Consider the following 21,600-nt stretch of genomic DNA (forward strand, 5'->3'; position numbering starts at 1 on the left):
ATCCTTTCGAGATCATCGTTGCAATCCCGGGTCGGCGTTCTGCCGACTCAGCAGGAAGGAAGCTTAGGCGAACCTACCCTCAAATGGGGGTGCTACGTTTTCGCACCCGCTCGGTCGATGAGCTCGGCGACCGCCGCGACAGTCTGTTCACGCAGCAGTTCCCCGACATCCACACGTACCGATAGTTCGCGTTGTAGCCGTGAGATCAGACGCATCGCGGCGAGTGAATCTCCACCGCAGTCGGCGAACCCGTCCTCGCTGCCGATCTCGTCCAGGCCCAGTACCTCGCGGTAGATCGCCGCTACCAGCCGCTGGGTGGGCGTCGTCAGACTCGTTCCGCCGGCACGTAGTGGCGGTTCGGGAAGCGCAGCGCGGTCCAGCTTGCCGTTGACCGTCAGCGGGATGTGGTCGACGGGGACGATCTGGGCAGGTACGAGGTGCGCGGGGACTCTGCTACGCAACTCGGCCCGCAGGTCTCGGGTCGCGTCCACCACGCCGCCGACCACGTACCCGATGAGCCGGGCGACGGGCCCGTCCGACAACACGGTGGCGGCCGCGCGGGCCACCCCGGGAAGCGCCTCGAGCGCCGACTCGACCTCGCCCAGCTCGATGCGGATGCCCCTGATCTTGACCTGCCGGTCGACGCGGCCGAGGTACTCGACGCGGCCGCCCGCGAGATAGCGCACGAGGTCGCCGGTGCGGTACATCCGCTCTCCGCTGCCATATGGATCCGCCACGAACACCGAGGCAGTCTGTCCGGCTCGCCCCCGGTAACCGTGCGCGGCGCCATCACCGGACATGTAGAGCTCACCCGCAGCCCCGACGGCCACCGGCCGGAGTCCGGTGTCGAGTACCCGCGCGCAGGCGTTCTGGACCGGCCGGCCCAGGCAGGGTGTCTCGCTCTCCGCCACAGCCGAGCCCATCGCATTGATGGTGAACTCCGTCGGACCGTAGAGGTCATAGCCGTCGACGCCGTCCTGCTCGCGTAGCCGGGTCCACAGTTCCTGCGGGACGGCCTCACCGCCGAGCATCACCAGGACCGGCACATGCGCACCCGACGCCACATCACCGTCCAGCAGTCCTGCGGCGATGAGTTCTCGTGCGTACGAGGGCGTCACGTTCACGACGTCGATTCCCACCTCGCGGTAGTGCTGGACCAGGCTGATCGGGTCTGCCCGCGCTGCCTCGTCGATGACGTGCAGGTGGTGGCCCGCCAGCATCCAGAACAATTCCTCCCACGACATGTCGAAGGAGAACGAGACCGTGTGCGCGATGCGGAGTTGCCGCCCACCGACTTTTCGTTCCGTCCGCTCGAAGATCTCGGTCCGATGGTTGTGGAACATCGTGGTCAGACCGCGGTGTCCCACCTGGACACCTTTGGGCTTGCCGGTCGACCCCGAGGTGTAGATCACGTAGGCCGCTTGATCGGCGTGCCGCGGTCCCTCGACTCGACATGTCGGAACCTGCGGTGCGGGATTGTTGCCCTCGAGAATCGCGCTGACCTCAGGCGACCACAGGTCGACGACGTTCAGCGCGGGAACACCGGCGGTGACCTCGAGAACCCGATCGGTCTCGGCGCCCGCGACGATCACGGTGCGCGCCCCGCTGTCCTCCAGGATCTCCTGCAGGCGTGCTGAAGGGTTGCCGAGGTCAAGCGGGAGATACGCTGCCCCGGTATGCATCACGGCGAAGATCGCCGCGACATGATCGGCGATCCGCGGCAACAGCAGCGCAACCACGTCGCCTGCACCGACACCCGACGCGGCCAGGAACCGACCGAGAGCGGTGACGCGTCGGTCGAGTTCGCCGGCGGTCCATCTCTCGCTGCCGCACGTGATCGCCGGGGCATCGGGCGTCGCTGTCGCGCGTTCGGTCAGTAGCGTGTCGATGCTGCCCTCCGGCTCACCCGGCCCCGGCACCCGCATTCGGGCTGCGGTGAGCGGCGTGGCCTCGAGGTCATCCAGCCCGCGACCGGTGTCGGCGATGGTTTCCACCTCGCACAGTGCACCGAGCATCTCCAGCATCGTCTCCAGCACCCGTTGTGCAGTCTCGTCGTCGACGAGGTCCGGGCGGTTCTCGACGGTGACTTCCATTGCCCCACTACGGCTTCGCGGGTCGACGTCGAGGGTGATCGCGTAGTGCGTGGCGTCTGTCGCCTCGGCCGCGGTGATGCCGGCGCGGCTGAGAACATCGAACCGTTCCGCGTCGCCTCCGACGTTGCGGAATACCAGGAGCGTGTCGAAGAGCGAGGCGAACCCTGCGGCCCGGGAGATTTCCCCGAGCCCCATGTGCTGGTGCGGGATCAGGGCGCCCTGCGCGGTGAACACCTCACGAAGCAACGTCCTGGGCGAGGTGGACGGCCGCGCCTGTACCCGCACCGGCACGGTGTTGAGCGTCAATCCGACCATGCGGTCGACGCCGGGAACCATCGGGTCACGCCCGGCCACTGTGGATCCGAAGACCACGTCCTCGCGTCCGGTGATCCGGCGAAGCGTCAGTCCCCAGGCCACGGACACCACCGTCGAGACTGTGACGCCCTTCTCGGCGGCCAACCTCGAAATTGCGTCGCGGGTAGCGTCGTCGAGTGCTCGCGTGTGCAGATTCGGCAGCGCCATCGTCCCCGGTTGCGCTTCGGCGGCGATCGACGTCGGTTCGGCCAAATCGGCGAGATAGTCGGACCACGTCTGCGCGCCTGCCACGTCGTCGTGGGTGGTGAGTTGCCGCAGGTGATCGGTGAAGTCGGCGGGCGCATCGAGTACCCGCTGCACGACGGCCACCAGCTCGTCCTCGCTCGTTCCCGCAGTCACCAACATCTTGGCAACGCCGAACATCACGAACAGCTCCGAGAACATCACGCCCTGCGACCATGCGTCGGTGAGCAAGTGATGCTGGGTGACGATCAGGTTTTCGGTGCCGACCGCATCCTTCGCAATCACCATGCGCAGCAGTGGGCCTCGACCGAGATCGAACGGCCGAGCGAACTCCTGCGCCGCGAGCTCGTCGACATCACTGGACGTCACCGACGCAATATCGACCGCTACCGGTGCGATGATCGCGATGGGGTCGTCGAGCACCGAATGCGTGAACGCCGCAGCGAGATTGGGGTACCGCTGCAGCAGCGCAGCCGTCGCGACTGCGAGGGCAGACCGGTCGATGGTCCCATCGAAGGTGAACCGATGCTGAACGTGATAGTTGTCCCCGCCGTCGCCGGGCCCGGTCGCGGACTGGAAGTACATGCCCCGCTGCAACGGTGTCAGCGGAAGCACCTGCTGCCAACCCGGGTGGTCACGATCGAGGAGCGCACGCGCGTCCTCGTCCAGTTCGACCAACTCCGCCTGCGACGCGGGCTTCGGAGCCGATTGCTCGGCACGGCCGACGAGTTCGGCAAGCGTGGCCGCATCGAACACGTCGGCAACGGAGAGGTGCACTCCCCTGGCTGCGGCCGCAGATACGAAGCGCACGGCCGCGATGCTGTCTCCGCCGGCCGCGAAGAAGCTGGTCTGCGGGTCCACGACGGTGCCGAGCACCTCGGTGGCAGCAGCGAGAAGTGCACTCGATTCCGAGACCTCCACGGGCGAGCTGGGCGTGGGTACAGGGAGGGAGTTGCGATCGAGCTTGCCGTTCAATGTGCGTGGCAATGTCTCTACGACGGTGATCGACTGTGGCACGAACTGATCCGGCAGGGTAGCGGCCAGCTGGGCCCGCATCGCTGCCGTGTCGACTCTCGACGGATCCATTCTCGACGGATCGGCGACGACGTACCCGAACAGCCGCGCCGAGCCGTCGGCGATCTCGGCCACCTTCGCCGCTGCGTCGCGGACACCGCCCAGCGCTCGCAGGGCGGTCTCCACCTCACCGAGTTCGATGCGGAATCCGCGCACCTTCACCTGATCGTCGGAGCGGCGGAGGTATTCGAGGCGATCGCCGCGGCGCCGAACAGCGTCGCCTGTGCGGTACAGCCGCCGACCGGGCCGATGCGGGTCGGCGATGAACCGCGTCGCCGTCTGCGCCGGCCGGTTCAGGTAGCCACGCGCGATCTGCGAGCCGCCGAGGTACAGCTCCCCCTGCGCGTCCTCGGGGACCTCGCGAAGCAGCTCGTCCAGCACCCGTACGTGGACGTCGGTCCAGGGCGACCCAATGGTGACCGGCTCGCCGTGCTGCATGCGGTCCGCCGTCGACCACACCGTTGCCTCGGTGGGGCCGTACACGTTCCACACTTCCTCGCTGATCGAGGTGAGCTGATTCGCCAGCTCGGCGGGCACAGCCTCGCCGCCGATCAATGCGCGGACTCCGCCGCTGTAGAGCGTCGCCAGCAGCAGCCGCCACAGCGACGGGGTCGCCTGCAGGACGGTGGCCCGGTGGTCGACTATGGACTGCGCCAGCAACGCCGGGTCGACCACGGTGGCCCGCGGGACCACCACGACGCTCGCTCCGACCGTCAGTGGGCACAGCAATTCGAGCACCGCGATATCGAAGGACACCGTGGTGACCGCCAGCAACCGGTCGCCCTGTCGAAGCCACCCAAGCTGCGTAGCCGCGTCGGCGAACGCGGCGAGATTCGCGGTGGTGACCATGACGCCCTTGGGTTTTCCGGTCGTCCCCGATGTATGGATGACGTAGGCCAGGTCATCCCCGGCGGACGGAACAGGCGGCAGAGCGGCTGCGGACACACAGGTGGTATCGACCGTCAGCATCGGCACGCTCATCCACTCGATGCGGTCGGCGACGCTCGTGGTGGTGAGCACGCAGACCGGTCGTGCGTCGTCGAGCATGTACTGCAGGCGCTCACGCGGATAGTCGACGTCCAGCGGAAGATACGCTGCCCCGCATCGCAGTACCGCCAGCAGCGCGATCGGCAAGTGACGGCCGCGTTCGACGGCGACCCCGACAACCGAGCTCGCGCCCACTCCGCGCGAGGTGAGTTCGCGTGCAAGCGATTCGACCTCGGCACCGGCCTCGGCGTACGTAACCTCGTGACCGTGGGCCACAATTGCAATCTCGCTCGCACGTTCCTGCACCTGAGTCAGGAACCGGTGGATCACCGACTGCGGTGGCTGCTCGCGGGTCGGTGAATTCTCGTGAGCACTACCCAACTGCGTGATCGGGCCGTCGGGCTCGCGCACGACGTGCGCAAGCGCCGCGGAGATCTCGCCGAGCAGCGTCCGAGCGGTGGCCTCGTCGAACAGGTCGGCTGCGGCTCCCAGTGCGAGCTCGACGCCCGACTCGGACTCGCGAAGCCACACCGACACATCCATGCGCGCCGGTGGATCCATCGGTTCCATCGGAGTGGCGAGGACGTCACCCAGCATGGCGGGCGGTCCGAGGACCTCGTAGCCGACCATCGTCTGGAAAAGCGGATGGCGACCGGCACTGCGTTCGGGCGCCAGCGCGTCGACCACCCGATCGAACGGAACATGCTGGTGCGTCAGGGCATCGAGACCGGTTGCGCGAATCCTGTCGAGCAGTTCGGTCGACGTCGGATTGCCCGAGACGTCGATACGATGGACGACGGTGTTCACCAAATATCCGACGGTGTCGCGGAAACGACCGTCGGCGATGACATCCCGGTCCGAGACCGTGGTGCCGACGGGGATGTCGGTGCCGCTGCCGAACCGGTGCCATGCTGCGGCCACGGCGGCTTCCAACACCATCAGCGGGCTGACACCGTGCCGAATAGAGGCCGTTCGGATGTCGGTGGTCAATGCGTCTTCGAGTCGACGGGACGCTCCAACCGACCGATATGTCGGCCGGCGAGGACGAGAACGATCCGTCGGGAGTTCGAGCTCCGCCGGAAGACCGTCGAGTTGCTCCGTCCAGTACTGCAGCGACTTCTGGACCTCACCGGACTCCGCCCGCGCGCGGTCCACGGACGCGAACTCGGCGAACGTGGGTGCGGTATTGCCCTGGGCGGGTCGACGCCCTTCCCGGTGGTCGGTGTAGGCCGCGGACAGCGCATCGAGCAGCACGGGCACCGAGGCCCCGTCGATAGCAATATGGTGGACCACGATCACGAGCGCCGACCACCCCGGACCGCGCAGGTGCGCCGCGCGTGCCGGTATCGCACGCTCGATGTCGAAGGCAGCGGCAGAGTCGTTCCCAGCGGCTAGGTCGAGCTCTCGGCGCACCGCCTCGGCGACCGGTCCATCGCATTCGCGAAACTGCAGCTCGGGAATGGCATCGGTGGGCAGCACGAGAACTGTCGGATCTCCGGTCTCCGACGCCGGGTAGCACGTGCGCAGGATCTCGAACTGCGACAGCAGGTCTCGCCATGCCGCCCGAAGCGCATCCGGGTCGACATCACCGTTCAGCTCGAGCACGATCGGAACGTCCTGTGCGTGCGACTCGGCATCGAGGCGCTGCAGAATCCACAGCCGCTCCTGCGCCGAGGACAGCACCGGCTCGGTGGTCACGGCGATGTCGGACAGAGGTCTAGCTGATGTTTCTCGCGAGAGCGCCGCCAAGGAACGTGGCGTCCGAGCGGCAAAGATGTCGGCGACGGTGACGGTGATACCGCGTCGGCGTAGACCACTGACCACCCGCATCGCCGCGAGCGAATGCCCGCCGCGCTCGAAGAAGTCGTCGTCCGGTTGCACGGGCGTCTCGAGCACCTCGGTCAACACCTCGGTGACTGTTTCTACCGTGCGTAGACCCGCGTGCCCGCCCTGGGTCTTCGGGATGAGACGAACCGGCGCATCCGGTAGCGCTGTCACCGACTGCGGCGCATACTCCGCTGCTGGGCGGCCGAGGTCGGCGAGCATGGAGCCGAGAATCTCGGGAAGCGCCTGCGCGACGGCTGCTGCAGTGACATTTTCGACCACCGACGGGTCGTGATCGAGAACGAGTCTGAACGCATCGCCGGGAGGGGCCAGCAGCGACAGTGGGTACTGCGTGAGGCTCAGATTTCCGAGCCCGGTGATGCGTGTTTCACCGTCGTCATCCACATCACCGTCGAGAATGCCAGGGTAGTTCTCGAACACCACGAGCGTGTCGAACAGGCTGGTTCCGCCGGGCGCGTCACTGCATGCCTCGATCTCGGACAGCGACAGCTGCTGTGCGTCGCCCAGGTCGTACTGCTCTGTCTGGCTCTCGCGCAGCACCTCTCGCATCGGGCGATGGTCCATTCGAACACGCACGGGCACGGTATTGCTGAACAGGCCGATCATCTTTTCGACCCCGCTCAGCTCGGACGGTCGCCCGGACACGGTGGTTCCGAACACCACGTCCTCGCGGCCGACCAATGCGTGCAGTACCGCGCTCCAGGCGCCCTGGACGATGGTGTTGACGGTCAGTCCATTCTCGCGCGCGAGGTCGGTCAGCTCGGTCCCCAGGTTCGGCGAGACCGACACCTCGGTGGTCACCACCTGTGTGCCGGTGCTCTCACCGCGCGCCACCACGCTCGGCTGGGTCAGCCCCTCGAGTCGGTGCCTCCACGCGGCCTTCAGTTCGCTGCGATCGAGTCGGGTGAGCCATTGGAGGTAGTCGGCATAGTCGGCCGGTGCGGCCAAGCCTGCGCTGCCCTGGTTGTAGTGATGCACCAACTCACGCAACATGATCGGCGTCGACCATCCGTCTGTCACCAGGTGGTGCGCGTTGAGCACCAACTGCGTCCGTCGTCCAGGAAGACGAAGCACGTGCCCGGCGAGAAGTGGTCCGCGTCGTACGTCGAACACGCGAGTAGCGGCCGATCGGTGCACCTGCGCAGCCGCAGCATCTGCTGCGGCCACGGACAGTGCGCGCAGATCGGTCACCGCCCACGGGATGTCGATCGACCGCGGAATCGTCTGCACCGCGGCGCCTACGCCCTCGAAGTGAAAGCCCGCCGCGAGATTGCTGTGCCGCGCGACGACCTCGGAGAATGCCGCGCGGAGTCGGTCGCCGTCGAGGTCGCCGCCCAGATCGACGATTGCGGTGAGTGTGTAGACGTCCTCGTCGGCGTAGCGAGCGGCATGCGCGAGCAACCCCTCCTGCAGCGGCGAGAGCGGGAGCACGCGCGCCAGGGGCCCCGTGATCGCTTCGAGGTAGTCGATCTCGTCCTGCGTCACCTCGACCAGTTCGCAGTCCGAGGCGCTCAGCCCGCCGGGGTACAGCGCAGCGTGCGCGGCCATCGCCTCGAGGGCGTCGGAGAAGTAGCGCTGAAGGTCTCGGACGGTGCCCTCGTCCAGGAGTTCTCCCGCTGCTGTCCACTCCACTGCCAGCGAAGGCCCGTCGGCAGTTTCGTGGACGAACGCGTTGATCGCCAGCACTTCGGTGAGCGTACGAGTATGGGGCTCGATGACCCCGAAGGCGTCACCGCCGAGTGCGCGCCAGCCGTTCCCCGACAGGCCGGCAGGCTTGCCGAGATAGTTCAACACCACCTGCGGTGCAGGGCGCTCGGCAAGGGCAGACCCTGCATCGTCGAGGTAGCGAAGTACGCCGTAACCGGCGCCGTCGTCCCGGCCGATACGCCTGCGTGCCTTCACCTCGTGGATCATTTCGGCGAGGACCACTCCGCCGCCGAATGCCTCGGCGAGGCGGGCATCGCCACCGAGGAGAGACACGGGCGCGGAGATCGGATATTCGGTGGTGAACCAACCGACGGTGCCGGCGCTGAACTCGTCTCGGCCGTGCCCTTCCATTGTGACGGCACAGTCAGGGGTGTGCGGGCCGCGTAGTGCGCGCAGCGCGATCGTCACTGCAACGAGCAGTACCTCGTCGGGTCGGGCGGTGTACTTCGTGCACAGATCGTCCAGAACGGCCGCTGTCACTGGGACCGGTGCGGCAGTGCGAGTGACCGCCGCGGTCGCGTGGGTGTCGACTCCGCCACGTGGAGGCTGGGAACAGATCGCCTCGGAGTCCGGGCCGAGGACGGAGTTCCAGTGATCGGACTCGTCGAGGTAGCGGTGCCGCGAAGCGTGTTCGGCGAGTTCGATGGCGCGATGCCGCCACGACCGGCCCGTCACCGGTGGCATAGGTCGCCCGTTGATCGCGTCCACGAGATCGGTGAGCAGCACCGGCCACGAGATAGCGTCCACGGCGAAGTGGTGCACGACGGTCAGCACTCGGTCGGGGCCCTCGGTCATCCGGACCACAGCCATCCGCAGCAGATCTCCCACTCGCGGTGAGAGTTCCGATGCGCAGGCGCGAGCGTAGGAATCGGCAAGAGCGTCGAATTCGCCCGAGTCGACGGGACCGTACGCTGTGATCACTGCTGTCCGGCCGTGGTCGGGAATCTCCACCGCCTCGGCATCGCGAACGATCATCCGCAGCGCCGGGTGTCGTTGCAGCAGCATCGAAGCCGCATCTGCGAGGGCAGCCTCATCGATCGATCCGTCCACCTCGATCGCCGTCCACTGTGCATACGACGCCACCGCGTCGAGCGAGTCCACCCGCAGCACCCCGCGCATGATGGGGGTGCTCGGGGCAACGCCGGTCGCGATGTCCTCGACTGCGGCATGCTGGTCGGATTCGAGCTCACGGCTCGCCGCGGCAAGTGCCGCGAGATCGCGGCCCGTCAGGAGTTCCTTGGGTGTCAGAATCCATCCGCGGCTGCGCAGTCGGCTGCTGATGCTGATCGCACCGATGCTGTCGCCGCCGAGCGTGAACAGGTCCGCGTCGAGTGGGACGGACTCGTGTCCGAGCACATCGGCGACGACGGCGCACAGCGCGTATTCCGCCGCTGTACTCGGATGACTGTCTCGGGAGGTTCCGGAGGCGGGCGCGGGCAACCGAGCCCGATCGACCTTCCCGTTGACGGTCACCGGCATCTCACCCAGCACCATCACGATCGAGGGCACCAGGTGATCGGGAACCCGAGTCAGCATGTCGCGTCGGATATCGTCGCCGGTGCGCTCCGAGGTGGCGCTCACGTAGCCCACAAGCTTTGCAGCGGGCCCGGTGCCGGTGCACACGGCGACGGCCGAGGACACCGAATCGCATTGTGCAAGTGCGGCTTCGACCTCACGCAGTTCGACGCGATGGCCGCGGATCTTCACCTGGTCATCGGCGCGGCCTCGGTACTGGTAGCCGGTCTCGGGATTCCAGCGGGCAAGGTCGCCGGTGCGGTACATGCAGGTGCCGCTCACAAACGGATTCGCGACGAACCGCTCGGCCGTCGACCCCGGCCGGTCCAGGTAGCCACGAGCAAGCTGGGGGCCCGCGAGATACAGCTCTCCCGTCTCGCCGTCGAGGACCGGTTGGAGCGCCGAGTCGAGAAGGTAGGCCGCGGTGCCGTCGAGTGGGCGTCCGATGTGCACATCGGCGCCGGTGACGTCGGCGGAAATCGCGTCGACGGTGGCCTCGGTCGGGCCGTACATGTTGTACACCCGGGCGCTGCTACGTGCGAGTTGTTCCGCAACGGAAGACGGAAGCGCCTCCCCGCCGACCACGATCGTCGACACCAGCCCTGCTTCGACCAACCCGGCCTCGATCAGGAACGCCGCCATCGACGGAGTGGTGTCGACGACGTCGATTCGGTCCGTCCGGAACCTCTGCACCTGCAGCTCGGCGTCGCGCTGAACTTCGCTGTCGTACAAATGAATACGGTGGCCGTCGAGGATCCACAGCAGCGGGTCCAGCGAGGCGTCGAACGCGAAGGAGGTGGTGTGTGCGATGTTCAACCGGCGTCCGCCGGCCCGCGATGCAGCGTCGGAGTACAAGCAGGCGCGCTGCCGCGCAGCGAGATGAGCCAGACCCCCCGAGCGCACCACCACACCTTTGGGTGTTCCGGTCGACCCGGAGGTGAACAGCACGTACGCCATGTCCTCGGCCCGGCGGGGACCGGCGAGTTCGTCCGCGCCAAGTCGGGTCGTGTCGTAGGACGACAGATCCGACAGCTCGTCATCGCGCAGCACCAACGACGGGCGCGCGAGTTCGACGAGACGGTCGAGTCGCTCACGCGGATAGGCGGGGTCGAGTACGACGTAGCCGGCGCCCGCCTCCCAGACCGCGAAGATGCTGGCGACGATGTCGACCGAGCGCGGAAGTGACAGCGCAACGATGTTTTCGGGGCCGATGCCTCGATCGCGAAGCAATCGCGCAATGCGGTAGGTGCGCGCGGCGAGTTCGCCGGCCGTCCATACCGTGTCCGAGTCGCTGATCACGATCCGATCGGGATCCTGGTGGACCATGTCCGCAAACACATCGGCAATGGTCGGGGTTGGCCCGATTTCGAGCGAGGGCGGCGTCCACCCCGCATCGAGATGACCGATACCGATGCATCCCAGGCGCGGACGTTCCGGGCTGCACAGCGCACCGATCAGATCAGCGAACCCGTTGATTCGGGCAGCGGCTACGGCCGCCGAGACCGAGCGGGCGTCGACCTCGAAACCCAGCATCATCGCTCCGCCCTCGACCGGCGTCGCAGTCAGCCCGAGTTCTTCCGGTGGCCCGCCGGCCACGTTTCGCAGGGTGCCGACCGCGCCGGCGAAGTCGAGGTCGAAGTCGAATGCCTTGAGGTTGATGCCAACCCCGTGCAACACGGCACCGGCACCCGGCGCTGCGAGGTCGCGGACGAGATCCTCGCCGCGATAACGCTGGTGGGCGCGGAGATCGCCCCGCGCCGAGGCCACCGTGGAGGCCAACTTCTCGATGTCGTCGGCGAGCGAGACCGACACTCGCAGCGGGAGAACATTGACCGCCATCGACGGCGTGGTCAGGGCGACGCGGGTGGTGCGCACCATCACGGGCAGCGCGAGAACGACGTCACCGGTGTGGTGCAGCCGGGCGACGAATCCGACGTAGGCACCGATGAGTACGTCGGCCCACGTGCAGCCGGTCTCGTCGGCGATCTGCTTCAGATGGGCCATCTCCTCGGCGTCGAGGACGGCGCGGGCGGAATGCGTGCTCGTCCGGTCCTGTTGGGCCGACTCCAGATCGGCAGTTCCGCGTCCGTGCAGCTCGGGGAACGGTTCGAGTCGCGCGCGCCAGTACTCGCGATCGGCGGCGGCCTCCTCGGAGATCCGGTACGCCTGGTCCTCGGTCACGACGTCGGTGAACGAGCCGAACGGGTTGGGGCGCAGTCTCCGTCCGGTGACGGCGGCGGTGTATCGGGCGGCGAGTCGCCTCGAGATCATTGCGGCGGAGTATCCGTCGACGATGAGGTGGTGGTAGAGCTGCACGCACCACACCTGAGTCGGTGACAGCACGATCAGGGTGTACGAGAAGAGTCGTCGTTCGACCATCTCGCGGGCCTCGGCTGCGGCGTCGAATCGGATCTGCGTCACCAACTGCTCGGCAGCCGAACGAGGATCGGCCTCGTCCTGCACATCGAGAATCGGCACCTCGAAGGACTCGACCGGTTCGATCCACTGCCTCGGTCCGGCCTCGGTCAGCGCGAAGCGCAGCCGCATCGTCTCGGCCTCGTCGACGGTGTCCGAGATCGCATCCAGGAGAACACTGGTGTCGATCTTGTCGTCGCCGACGGAACCATCGATCTCGAGCACTTCGCCGACAAGGTAGTAGGGCGAGTCCGGTTCGAGTCGTTGCGCGTTCCAGATTCCGAGCTGTGCGCCGGTTAGCGGTAGATCGAGTGTCATTTGCCCTGACTCTTCTTGTCTATCTTGCCCACCGATGTCGTGGGGAATTCGGTGACGAACTCGAACATGTCCGGGATGGTGTACGCGGCCACCTGACGTTCGGTTCGCAGGAATGCTCGCAGCTGCGCCGCGCTCGGGGTCTGTGCCTCGGGGTCACGCCGGATGACGAACGCGCAGATCCGCTCGCCGAGTGCATCATCCGGGATCCCGACCACGGACACGTCGTGAATGGCGCCGTGGGCCAATAGATGGTTTTCGACCATAGCTGGTGCGACCTTCTCACCGCCCCGATTGATCTGGTCCTTGCTGCGGCCTACCACCTGCAGGTAGCCACGACTGTCTCGAATCACGATATCGCCGGTGATGTAAAACCCGTCGTGTGTGAACGAGTGTCGATTGTGTTCCGGCGCATCGAAGTATCCGCGAATGGTGTACGGACCCCGTGTCTGCAAATGCCCCGGCTCGCCGTCCGGCACCTGCGTGCCGTTGTCGTCGACCACTCGGATCTCGTCGTCCGGTGAGATCGGTCGGCCCTGGGTGGTGAACACCGTTCGGTCATCGTCGCCGACGCGGGTGTAGTTGACCAACCCCTCTGCCATCCCGAATACCTGGGTCAGCGAGCACCCGAGTTCCGGGGTGACCCGCCGTGCGACCTCTGCGGGCAGCTTGGCGCCGCCGACCCAGAGGGACACCAGCGACGATGTATCTGCAGTGTGTCGTGCCGAGGAGTTCAGCCACGCCATCAGCAGCGGCGGGACCAGGGCGGCATGGGTGACCGAGTGCTGTTCGACGAGGCGCAGGCACGTATCGGGGCTCGGGTCCGGTGCCAAAATCACGCTGCCACCGACTGCGATCATGCCGAGCAGTCCCGGGGAGCTCATCGTGAAGTTGTGCGAGATCGGTAGCGCGGCCAGCATCACCGACCTCTCGTCGACCGCACAGATGCGGGCACTCTCGCGCACCGAGTAGAGGTAGTCGTCGTGGGTGCGCGGAATCAGCTTCGGGGTTCCGGTGGTTCCCCCGGACAACTGCAGAAACGCCACATCGGATGGCAACGCGCGGGCCCGGCGCGGCAGGGGTGCGGCGGTGGTCCAGCTCTCGTCACCGGCTGGAACGAGAACGGTTGCTACGGCGGGGAGTTCGCGCGCGATATCGGCCGCGATATCGCGGTAGGACGTGAGTCCGACACGGTCGACGGTGACATACGCACGCGCCGAGGTGCCCGCACAGAACTGGCGGATCTCTGCGAGGCGATGTGCGGCCAGCGCGAACACCGGTAGGGCGCCGAGCTCGAACAACCCGAATACGATTTCGACGAACTCCACGGTGTTCGGCAGATGAACCACTACTCGGTCCCCACGCCCGATTCCCCGCGACGCGAGTTCCCCGGCGACGAGTTGTACGCGCTCGCCGAGCTGGGCGTAGGTGAGGGTTCGCACGGAGTCGATAACGGCGACGCGATCGGGATGCTCGGCAACGGCTTCGGACAGGAGGTCCGAATGTGTCTGTCCGATCCAATAACCTCGCTCGCGGTACTGTGCGGCCACGTCCTCGGGATATGCGATGACGCCGTCGAGCTGCAGCGGAACGAGCTCCTTCGCCGGCGCACTCATCGGACAGCGCCTGCGGCGACAGCCTTGCGCTCGAGGGCGAGACCTACCTCCTCGGTGGTGACGACGGCGCCGCATCGCTTGGCTGCGTAGGTGGCGGCCAGGATGTGCTCCTCGCGCGAGAAGTCGGCGGTGGCGTCAAGCACCAGGAACGGGCGTACATCGGACATGAATGCCTCTGCTGCACTGAGCATGCAGCCCATGTGGGCGTAGACGCCGGTGACGATCAGTTGGTCGCGGCCGTGGTGGCCGAGCAGTTCGCGGAGGTCGGTGCGTTGGAAGGCCGAGTAGCGCCACTTGGTGACCTCGATATCGCCGGGGCGCGGGGCGAGGGCATCGATGATCTGAGTATCGCGTCCGGTTCCGAGGCCCGGTCCCCAGAAGTCCGCGAGAATGCCTCGGCGAGAGGGGTGCTGGTCACCGGGCTGCATCGTGTACACCACCGGTATGCCCAGCTCTGCCGCACGCTCGCGTAGCGAGCCGATGTTGTCGATGACGGACGAGATCATCTCGGGTGCATCGATGTAGGCGTCGATGAAGTAGTTCTGCATATCGTGCACCAGCAGTGCCGCACGGGTGGGATCGAGCTGCCAATCCACTCTGTTGTCGGGGATCTCGCTGCGCACGGGCATGGTGTAGCTGGGAATTCTCGGTATCGCCATCCTGGTCTCTCCTTCTCGTCCAGACTCGCCTCGAGGTTGGTGAGGCTCTAGTTCTCGATGTTGGGTGGTGTCACCGGTTGGCACTCCATGCAGTCCACAGCTGCGCGTATCGGCCGCCGAGCGAAACCAGGTCCTCATGTGAGCCCTGTTCCACTATCAGACCGTTGTCCATCAGCAGGATTCGATCGGCACGCCGCGCCTGGCCGAGCCGGTGCGCAACGATCAGCGCCGAACGATCCGCGAGGGCCGCCTCGGCTGCAGACTCGAGCAGCGACGCACCCGCACTGCCCGCGTCGGCGGTGGCCTCGTCGAGAATCACCACCGGTGGGTCGATGAGAACCACCCGCGCAAGGGCAACCTGTTGGGCCTGCATGGGCGTGAGCTGATGGCCACCATCGCCGACCACAGTGTCGAGCCCGTCGGGCAGCAGCTCGAACCAGTCGGCGGCGAGCACAGCGCGCAGTGCCGCCTTCATATCGTCGTCACTCGCACCGGGAGCAGCCATCGAGAGATCATCGCGAAGCGTCCCGGCGAATACGTGCACTTCCTGCGTTACCAGCGTGATGCGTTGCGCACGAGTCGAATCGTCGACGCCAGTGAGGTCGACCGACCCGAACTGCACCCGGCCCACGTCCGGTGACCGCACACCTGCGAGCACGGCCGCCAACGTTGTCTTGCCTGCACCCGAACTGCCGACCAGAGCGACCGACTCACCAGGCTCGACGGTGATGTCGACACCCCGCAACACCGGTCGATCCGGGGTATACCCGAAGGTGATATCGCGGGCCACGAGCACGCCACGGGCGGGCAACTCCACCCGAACCTCCGCTGCAGGCTCGGCCTGGATCACCCCGACGATGCGGGCAAGCGAGGCCAACGCCGACTGCAACTCGTCGATGACCAGCAGCAGATCCTCGATCGGGGCGAAGAGCCGCAAGAAGAACAGCATCGCGGTGGTGGTCGCACCGACGGTCAGCGTCTCGGCGCCGACGAGGAAGTACCCGATGACGAGCAGGCTCGCCATGCCGAGGAACTGCGCGGAGTTCAGCCGACCGTAGAAGCGGTTCTGCACGATGCGCGCTCGCATCGTCCACCGCACGACCTCCCACGAATGCTGCCCGACGCGTGCCGCGAGCAGCGGTGACATGTCGTAGGCGTGCACGGTGCGCAGTCCGCGAACTGCACCGAGAACGTGTTGGGCGCGTTGGCCCATTGCCGCTCGTTCGGCCGCATAGATACCCGGAGCGTTGCGCAGATACCAGCGCACAGCCAGCGCGTACACCGGCACGATCAGCACCAGCGCCCCGAGGAACCTCCAGTCGAGCGCAGTGAGGCCCACTGCGGTGAGCACCACCGTGAACAGCGACGTCGACAAAGCAGGCACCGCAGTGTTGATCGCAGTGGAGACTTCTTCTACGTCGTCGGTCGCCCGGGAGACCAGATCTCCGGTGCCCGATACCTCGACGCGTTCGAGCGGGAGAGCCAGACTGGCGCGGAACATGCGCTCGCGCAGCCGAGCCAGAACGGTCTCGAACAGTCTCGACGAGAGCACCACACCGAGCGCGGTGAACCCGGCGAACCCCAGTGCAGCAACACCCATCACTGCCCCGAGTTGCCAGATCTCGCCCACGCCGGCGCCGCCTATGACGGCGTCCACCATGCGCCCGAGCACCCAGGGTGCGACGAGTCCCAGTGCGGCGCCGACAATCATCGTCGCCAACACTGCGACGAGCCGAGTGCCCTGGCCCACCAGAGCGCCCCTGATCTCCCGCACCACCGAACGTGAGTCGGCAATCGGCATCCTCGCAATAGCCGGTGCGGTCATCGGACGGCCTCCAATTCGGTGTTCAGCGACAGCACGGACGTCGCGACCGCCGTCAATGCCGGCGCAGATGTGAACACGATGGTCGTCTTTCCCTTTCGAGCTGTCGCAATGCGTTCGGCCACGGTTGCCTCCGTCACGGAATCGACTGCGGTGGTGGGGTCGAGCAGCACGAGCACGTCGGGATCGGTTGCGAGCGCCCGAGCCAGCGCGACTCGCTGTCGTTGCCCGCCGGACAGCAGCCGGCCTGCCTCGCCGACGCTCGTCTCGAGACCGTCGGGCAGCGCCTCGATCACGTCCTCGCACGCGGCGGCGAGGATTGCACGCGTCACTGCGGTGTCGGACACCTCGCCCACCGCGATGTTCTCCGCGATGGTCCCCTCGAACAGATCGCTCTCGTGTGGGGCAACGAGCAAAGTTCTCTTGCGTCGGGCTGGGTCGAGGTCGCGTACATCGGTGCCGCCGACCGTCGCCACCCCTGGGGCTGCGAGCCCGCGCAGCGCGTCGGCCAGCATCGCTGTTTTCGCGGCATCTGCGTCCACGACCAGAAATTCGCCCTCCCGGAGGACAACACCGTCGACGATGACCTCGAAACCATCGGGCGTTTGGTACTTTCCGACGAGCTCTCGCGACGGCGGCGCCTGCAGGATCGTCAGCACCCGTTCCGCCGACCCCAATGCCTGTGCCCAGATGGCGCCGAAATTGGCGGCGAACGCCTGCAGCGGGCCCATCACGAACTGGGTGACGGCGACGACTGTGATGAGCTGACCGATCGTCATCGCCCCACCGAGGGCCATCAGGCCCGCGGCAACGGCAACGCCCGCGATGAACAGCCCGGACACCGTTTCCATCGCACCGAGGTAACCCGCTCGTGCGCGGTTCGCGTCCAATGTCTTTCGCAGTGCATGCTCGCTGGCAGTGGTATATCGGCGACCGGCCTCGGGTTCGGCGCCGAGCCCCTTGACGATTCGGAAGCCACCGACGAGATCCGCCGCAGTGCCCGAGGCCTCGCCCGCCGCCTGCTGCTCGTGCATGCTTCGTCGACGCAACGGCGACCCGGCGATATCCATCAACCACAGCATCAGCGGCGCTGCCACTGCAATCGCAAGACCGAGGGGCCACGAGATGTACAGCAGAATCAGGGCCGAGAACACGACGGCGGCGAATTCGCCGAGCGGATACACCACGATGGCGACGGACATCGCCAGTTGCCTCGCGTCGGAGGTGGCGATGTTGAGCATCATCCCGGGTTGACGCGCGGGCCCGCCCATTCCTTTGGCGTCGAGGATGCGGTCGGTGATCTTGGTCCGCACCTGGTGCTGGATCGACTGCATTCCGAGAAACCCGATTCGCGAACCGAACCGGAACGTGGTCGACACCAGGGCGTAGACGACTGCGAGGACACCGATCCACAGCACCAGCTGGCCGGTGTCGCCAGGGGCGATCGCGCGGTCGATCGCGAGGCCCATCACGACGGGCACGAGGGCGGCGCAGAGTTGATGAAGTATCAGCAGAGCGCCGGCTGGGACCGTGTACTTCTGTGCGGCGAACATGGTGGTCCAGGTCAGTTCGCGGGCGGTGGTCGACTCCGTGATGGGAATCGCCCTGGTTCGAATGGGCGTTGCGGGGGCTTCGAAAAAGATCGGCAGGCGCATGATCAGTGGGTCAACACCGCTGTGAGCGGGGGGTTGTCGGCGAGACGGGTGTGCGCGGCGAGTGAGAAGACGAGTTCACCCGAGCGCACCGCAATATTCGACAGCAGTGACGAGGTGAGACCGTGCGAATGCTCGGTGCCGCCTTGCAGGTATATCCCTCCCGACACAGACGGGTCGGTGCGTAGCCGATAGTCCCGCTCCACCTCGGGTGTCCCGTCGGCGGCGAACCGGCACTCCTCGGCGAGCGAGCCGAGGATGCCGTGGAGATCGAGCGGGCGGAATCCGGTGGCGAACACCACTGCATCACAGCGCATTCGAGACTCGCTGGCGGTCGGGCGATGAAAAATGGTCACCTCTACGGCGTCGCCGGACTCGGTGAGCGAGGACAGCCCGGATGCGCCGTGCACGAACAATCGTCGCCGCCCGGTGACGCGCTCGGTGTACTCGCGCTCGTACAGGTCCTCGATCAGCGGAAGGTCGACAGCGGAGTAGTTGGTGCTTCGGTGATACGCCATGAGTTCGTCGCGTAATTGTGGTGACGCCGAATAGAAGTCGTCCACCGCCTCCGGATCGAAGACGCGGTTGGCGTAGGGGCTGTCGTCGGCCGGGCTGTATCCGTACTTGCTCATCACGCCGTGGACCTCGGCGGAGGGGTAGCGCTGATGCAGGTGCGCCATCACCTCAGCCGCACTCTGACCGGCGCCGACGACGACGAAGCGCTCCTGATTCACACTGGGCAGCGCGTCGAGACGATCCAGGACACGATGATTGTGGAAAACGCGGTCGGTGGCGTCGACATCGTCCGGCAGCTTCGGCGTCAGCCCACCGGCAAGAACGATGTTGCGGGCACGCAGGGTTCGCGAACCAGCAGCGGAACGGGTGGTGACCTCGAAGTGTCGACCGTTCCAGGCAACGGCCGTGGCGGAGGTTCCGTAGTGCACGTCGGCGCGAACTTTGTCCGCGGCCCACGACAGATAGTCGTGAAACTCGATCCGCGAGGGAAAGAACGTCTGCAGATTGATGAAGTGCGTGAGCCGGCCTCGTTGCTCGAGGTAGTTCAGGAACGTGAACTCGCTTCGCGTGTTGCGCTGCGTCGCCAAGTCCTTGAGGAAGGAGATCTGCATGGTGGCACCGGGTAGCAGCATTCCAGTGTGCCACTTGAACTCCGATTGCCGCTCCACGAAGACCGAGGTGAGCCTCTCGCGCGCAGGAACAGCCGCGTTGTGTTCCTGCAGGGCTATCGCAAGGCCCAGGTTGGAGGGTCCGTAGCCGACCCCGAGAATGTCCACTACGTCGGGCAGATTGCTCTCCACTGGCACAGGTTGTCCTTGTCGCTCGGGGGTAAAGTTACCCTAACCTATCTTCAACAATTGAGTTTAGGCTAACCAACACTGAGCGACGAGCGCCCACCGACCCACCCCGACGAAACGAGGGACGATGACTCGAACCCAAGCCGCGGCACCCCGTGCCCCTATCGCGACACATCGCAGGGGCGGGATTCGTGCTCTCACGTCCGCACGGAACCGCGCAAGCACACGGATCGAGAACGACATTCGACACAGCCTCCTCTGCAGCCGCGGCGCTGCGCTCCGGCAACGCAGCCGCCGTCGTCGGGGCACTCCCGTTCTCACGGGACGCGCCCTGCGCCCTGTTCGAACCCGAACATCTCGACCGAACCGAGAGCACGTGGACTGCACCGTCCGGCCTCCCACCTCTGCCCGCCTTCACCGTCACGGGGTCGAGAGAGAGCGAGCACATCGATCGAGTCCGAACAGCGGTGAACGTCCTGCGTCACCACGGGTCGCCTTTGCAGAAAGTGGTGCTCGCGCGCAGCCTGACGCTCACCGCGGACACCGACGTCGATCCGAACGCGCTTCTTGCCGCACTCGTCGAGGGCAATCCATGGGGCAACGGCTACCTCGCCGATCTCGGCGCGGCCGGCGGATCGTGGACGGGGCGAACGCTGGTGGGATCGAGCCCGGAGGTGCTCATTCGCAAGCAGGGCAACACTGTCACGTGCCACCCGCTCGCCGGATCCGCCCCCAGACATCCCGACCCCCAACAGGACCAGGCCAACGGCGCAGCCCTCACCGAATCGGTCAAGGACCTCCGCGAACACGCATTCGTCGTCGATGCTCTGCGCGAATCTCTCGCACCGTTCTGCCGGGATCTCGACATACCGACGTCGCCGACGCTGACCTGCACTCCGCAACTGTGGCACCTCGGCACTCCCATTCGGGGTGAGGTGCGCGGCGCCGACACCAGCGCTCTGGATCTGGCCATCGCACTGCACCCCACCCCCGCCGTCTGCGGGACCCCCACCGATCTGGCCTATCGAACGATCGAAGAACTCGAGGGCGACCGCGGCTTCTATGCGGGCGCAGTGGGATGGTGTGTCTCCGACGGGGACGGCGAATGGATGGTCGCCATTCGATGTGCGGAGCTCGCACCAGATCTCAGACGCGTGACGGCCTACGCCGGCGGGGGCATCGTGGCCGAATCCGATCCCGCGGACGAGGTGCGCGAGACCGTCACCAAGTTCGGCACCGTCATGAGTGCTCTGGGGGCGCAGCTGTGACCACGGTGATAGTCGGCGCAGGCAACGGCATCGGCCGCGCGGTCGCGGTGCAACTCGCGGAGTCCGGACGGACGGTTGCACTCCTGGACAGAGATTCGGCGGCGCTCGACGAAACCGCGGCTCGGATCGAGGGACATGCATTGACGTACACCGTCGATGTGCGCGAGGCCGAGGAGGTCGACGCCGCGATCACCGCAGTCGAAACTCAGGCAGGCCCGGTCACCGCGCTGGCCCACGTCGCGGGCATTCTGAACACGGGTTCGGTACTCGACTCCGACATATCGCAGTGGCGAGAGATGTTCGACGTCAATGTCTTCGGAGTACTCAATGTGGTTCGATCGGTAGGTCGCCTCATGCGCGAGCGAAGATCCGGAGCCATCGTGGTGGTCGGATCCAACGCGGCCGGAATCCCACGAATGTCCATGGGCGCCTACGGTTCTTCCAAAGCCGCCTCGACCATGCTGACACGGGTACTGGGTCTGGAACTGGCCGAATACGGCATTCGAGCCAACATCGTCGCACCTGGCTCGACCGACACCGACATGCAGCGGTCCCTGTGGGCCGACCCGTCGGACGACCGCTACGCCCAGCCCGTCGTCACCGGCGACCTGGCAACCTACAAGACCGGGATACCCCTGGGACGCATCGCATCTGCCGAGGACATCGCCGACGCCGTCGAGTTCCTGCTCTCGGACCGCGCCCGCCACATCACCATGCAATCGCTCTACATCGACGGCGGAGCCACCCTACGAGCCTGAAAC

Annotated in this window: 8 protein-coding genes; 2 read left to right on the top strand and 6 right to left on the bottom strand. The window is 66.4% G+C overall.

The annotated features are described in order from the left end of the window. Positions 1-92: 92 nt before the first annotated feature. The 6 genes from KVY23_RS21275 to KVY23_RS21300 form a co-directional block, all read right to left on the bottom strand. A complete protein-coding gene (locus tag KVY23_RS21275) occupies positions 93-12,512 on the bottom strand; it encodes a non-ribosomal peptide synthetase (RefSeq protein ID WP_230558144.1) in 12,420 nt (4,139 codons plus the stop codon). Continuing rightward, positions 12,509-14,125 (bottom strand): (2,3-dihydroxybenzoyl)adenylate synthase, encoded by a 1,617-nt coding sequence (locus KVY23_RS21280; RefSeq protein ID WP_230558145.1) that lies wholly within the window; start codon positions 14,123-14,125, stop codon positions 12,509-12,511. Before KVY23_RS21280 ends, KVY23_RS21275 begins: the two co-directional genes overlap by 4 nt. Then, positions 14,122-14,784, bottom strand: a complete 663-nt coding sequence (locus KVY23_RS21285; RefSeq protein ID WP_230558146.1) for an isochorismatase family protein — start codon at positions 14,782-14,784, stop codon at positions 14,122-14,124. Before KVY23_RS21285 ends, KVY23_RS21280 begins: the two co-directional genes overlap by 4 nt. A 70-nt stretch (positions 14,785-14,854) precedes the next feature. Beyond that, positions 14,855-16,609, bottom strand: coding sequence for an ABC transporter ATP-binding protein (locus KVY23_RS21290; protein WP_230558147.1), 1,755 nt, complete (start codon positions 16,607-16,609; stop codon positions 14,855-14,857). Then, entirely contained in the window at positions 16,606-18,261 is a 1,656-nt protein-coding gene (locus tag KVY23_RS21295) for an ABC transporter ATP-binding protein (RefSeq protein ID WP_230558148.1), read from the bottom strand. Before KVY23_RS21295 ends, KVY23_RS21290 begins: the two co-directional genes overlap by 4 nt. A 2-nt stretch (positions 18,262-18,263) precedes the next feature. Next, complete coding sequence (locus KVY23_RS21300; protein WP_230558149.1) at positions 18,264-19,580, bottom strand: lysine N(6)-hydroxylase/L-ornithine N(5)-oxygenase family protein; 1,317 nt, start codon at positions 19,578-19,580, stop codon at positions 18,264-18,266. A gap of 146 nt (positions 19,581-19,726) precedes the next feature. Here KVY23_RS21300 and KVY23_RS21305 point away from each other — a divergent pair, with 146 nt between their 5' ends. Together KVY23_RS21305 and KVY23_RS21310 are read left to right on the top strand one after the other, a co-directional pair. After that, positions 19,727-20,839, top strand: a complete 1,113-nt coding sequence (locus KVY23_RS21305; protein ID WP_230558150.1) for an isochorismate synthase MenF — start codon at positions 19,727-19,729, stop codon at positions 20,837-20,839. Then, positions 20,836-21,597 (top strand): 2,3-dihydro-2,3-dihydroxybenzoate dehydrogenase, encoded by a 762-nt coding sequence (locus tag KVY23_RS21310; protein ID WP_230558151.1) that lies wholly within the window; start codon positions 20,836-20,838, stop codon positions 21,595-21,597. Before KVY23_RS21305 ends, KVY23_RS21310 begins: the two co-directional genes overlap by 4 nt. Positions 21,598-21,600: the final 3 nt, after the last annotated feature.

It is taken from the genome of Rhodococcus sp. I2R, assembly GCF_020889545.1.
Classification (GTDB): Bacteria; Actinomycetota; Actinomycetes; order Mycobacteriales; family Mycobacteriaceae; genus Rhodococcoides.

Bases quoted from the DNA above. Each gene is read 5' to 3' on its own strand.
- KVY23_RS21275 (WP_230558144.1), bottom strand. From the start codon at position 12,512: ATGACACTCGATCTACCGCTAACCGGCGCACAGCTCGGAATCTGGAAC.
- KVY23_RS21280 (WP_230558145.1), bottom strand. From the start codon at position 14,125: ATGAGTGCGCCGGCGAAGGAGCTCGTTCCGCTGCAGCTCGACGGCGTC.
- KVY23_RS21285 (WP_230558146.1), bottom strand. From the start codon at position 14,784: ATGGCGATACCGAGAATTCCCAGCTACACCATGCCCGTGCGCAGCGAG.
- KVY23_RS21290 (WP_230558147.1), bottom strand. From the start codon at position 16,609: ATGACCGCACCGGCTATTGCGAGGATGCCGATTGCCGACTCACGTTCG.
- KVY23_RS21295 (WP_230558148.1), bottom strand. From the start codon at position 18,261: ATGCGCCTGCCGATCTTTTTCGAAGCCCCCGCAACGCCCATTCGAACC.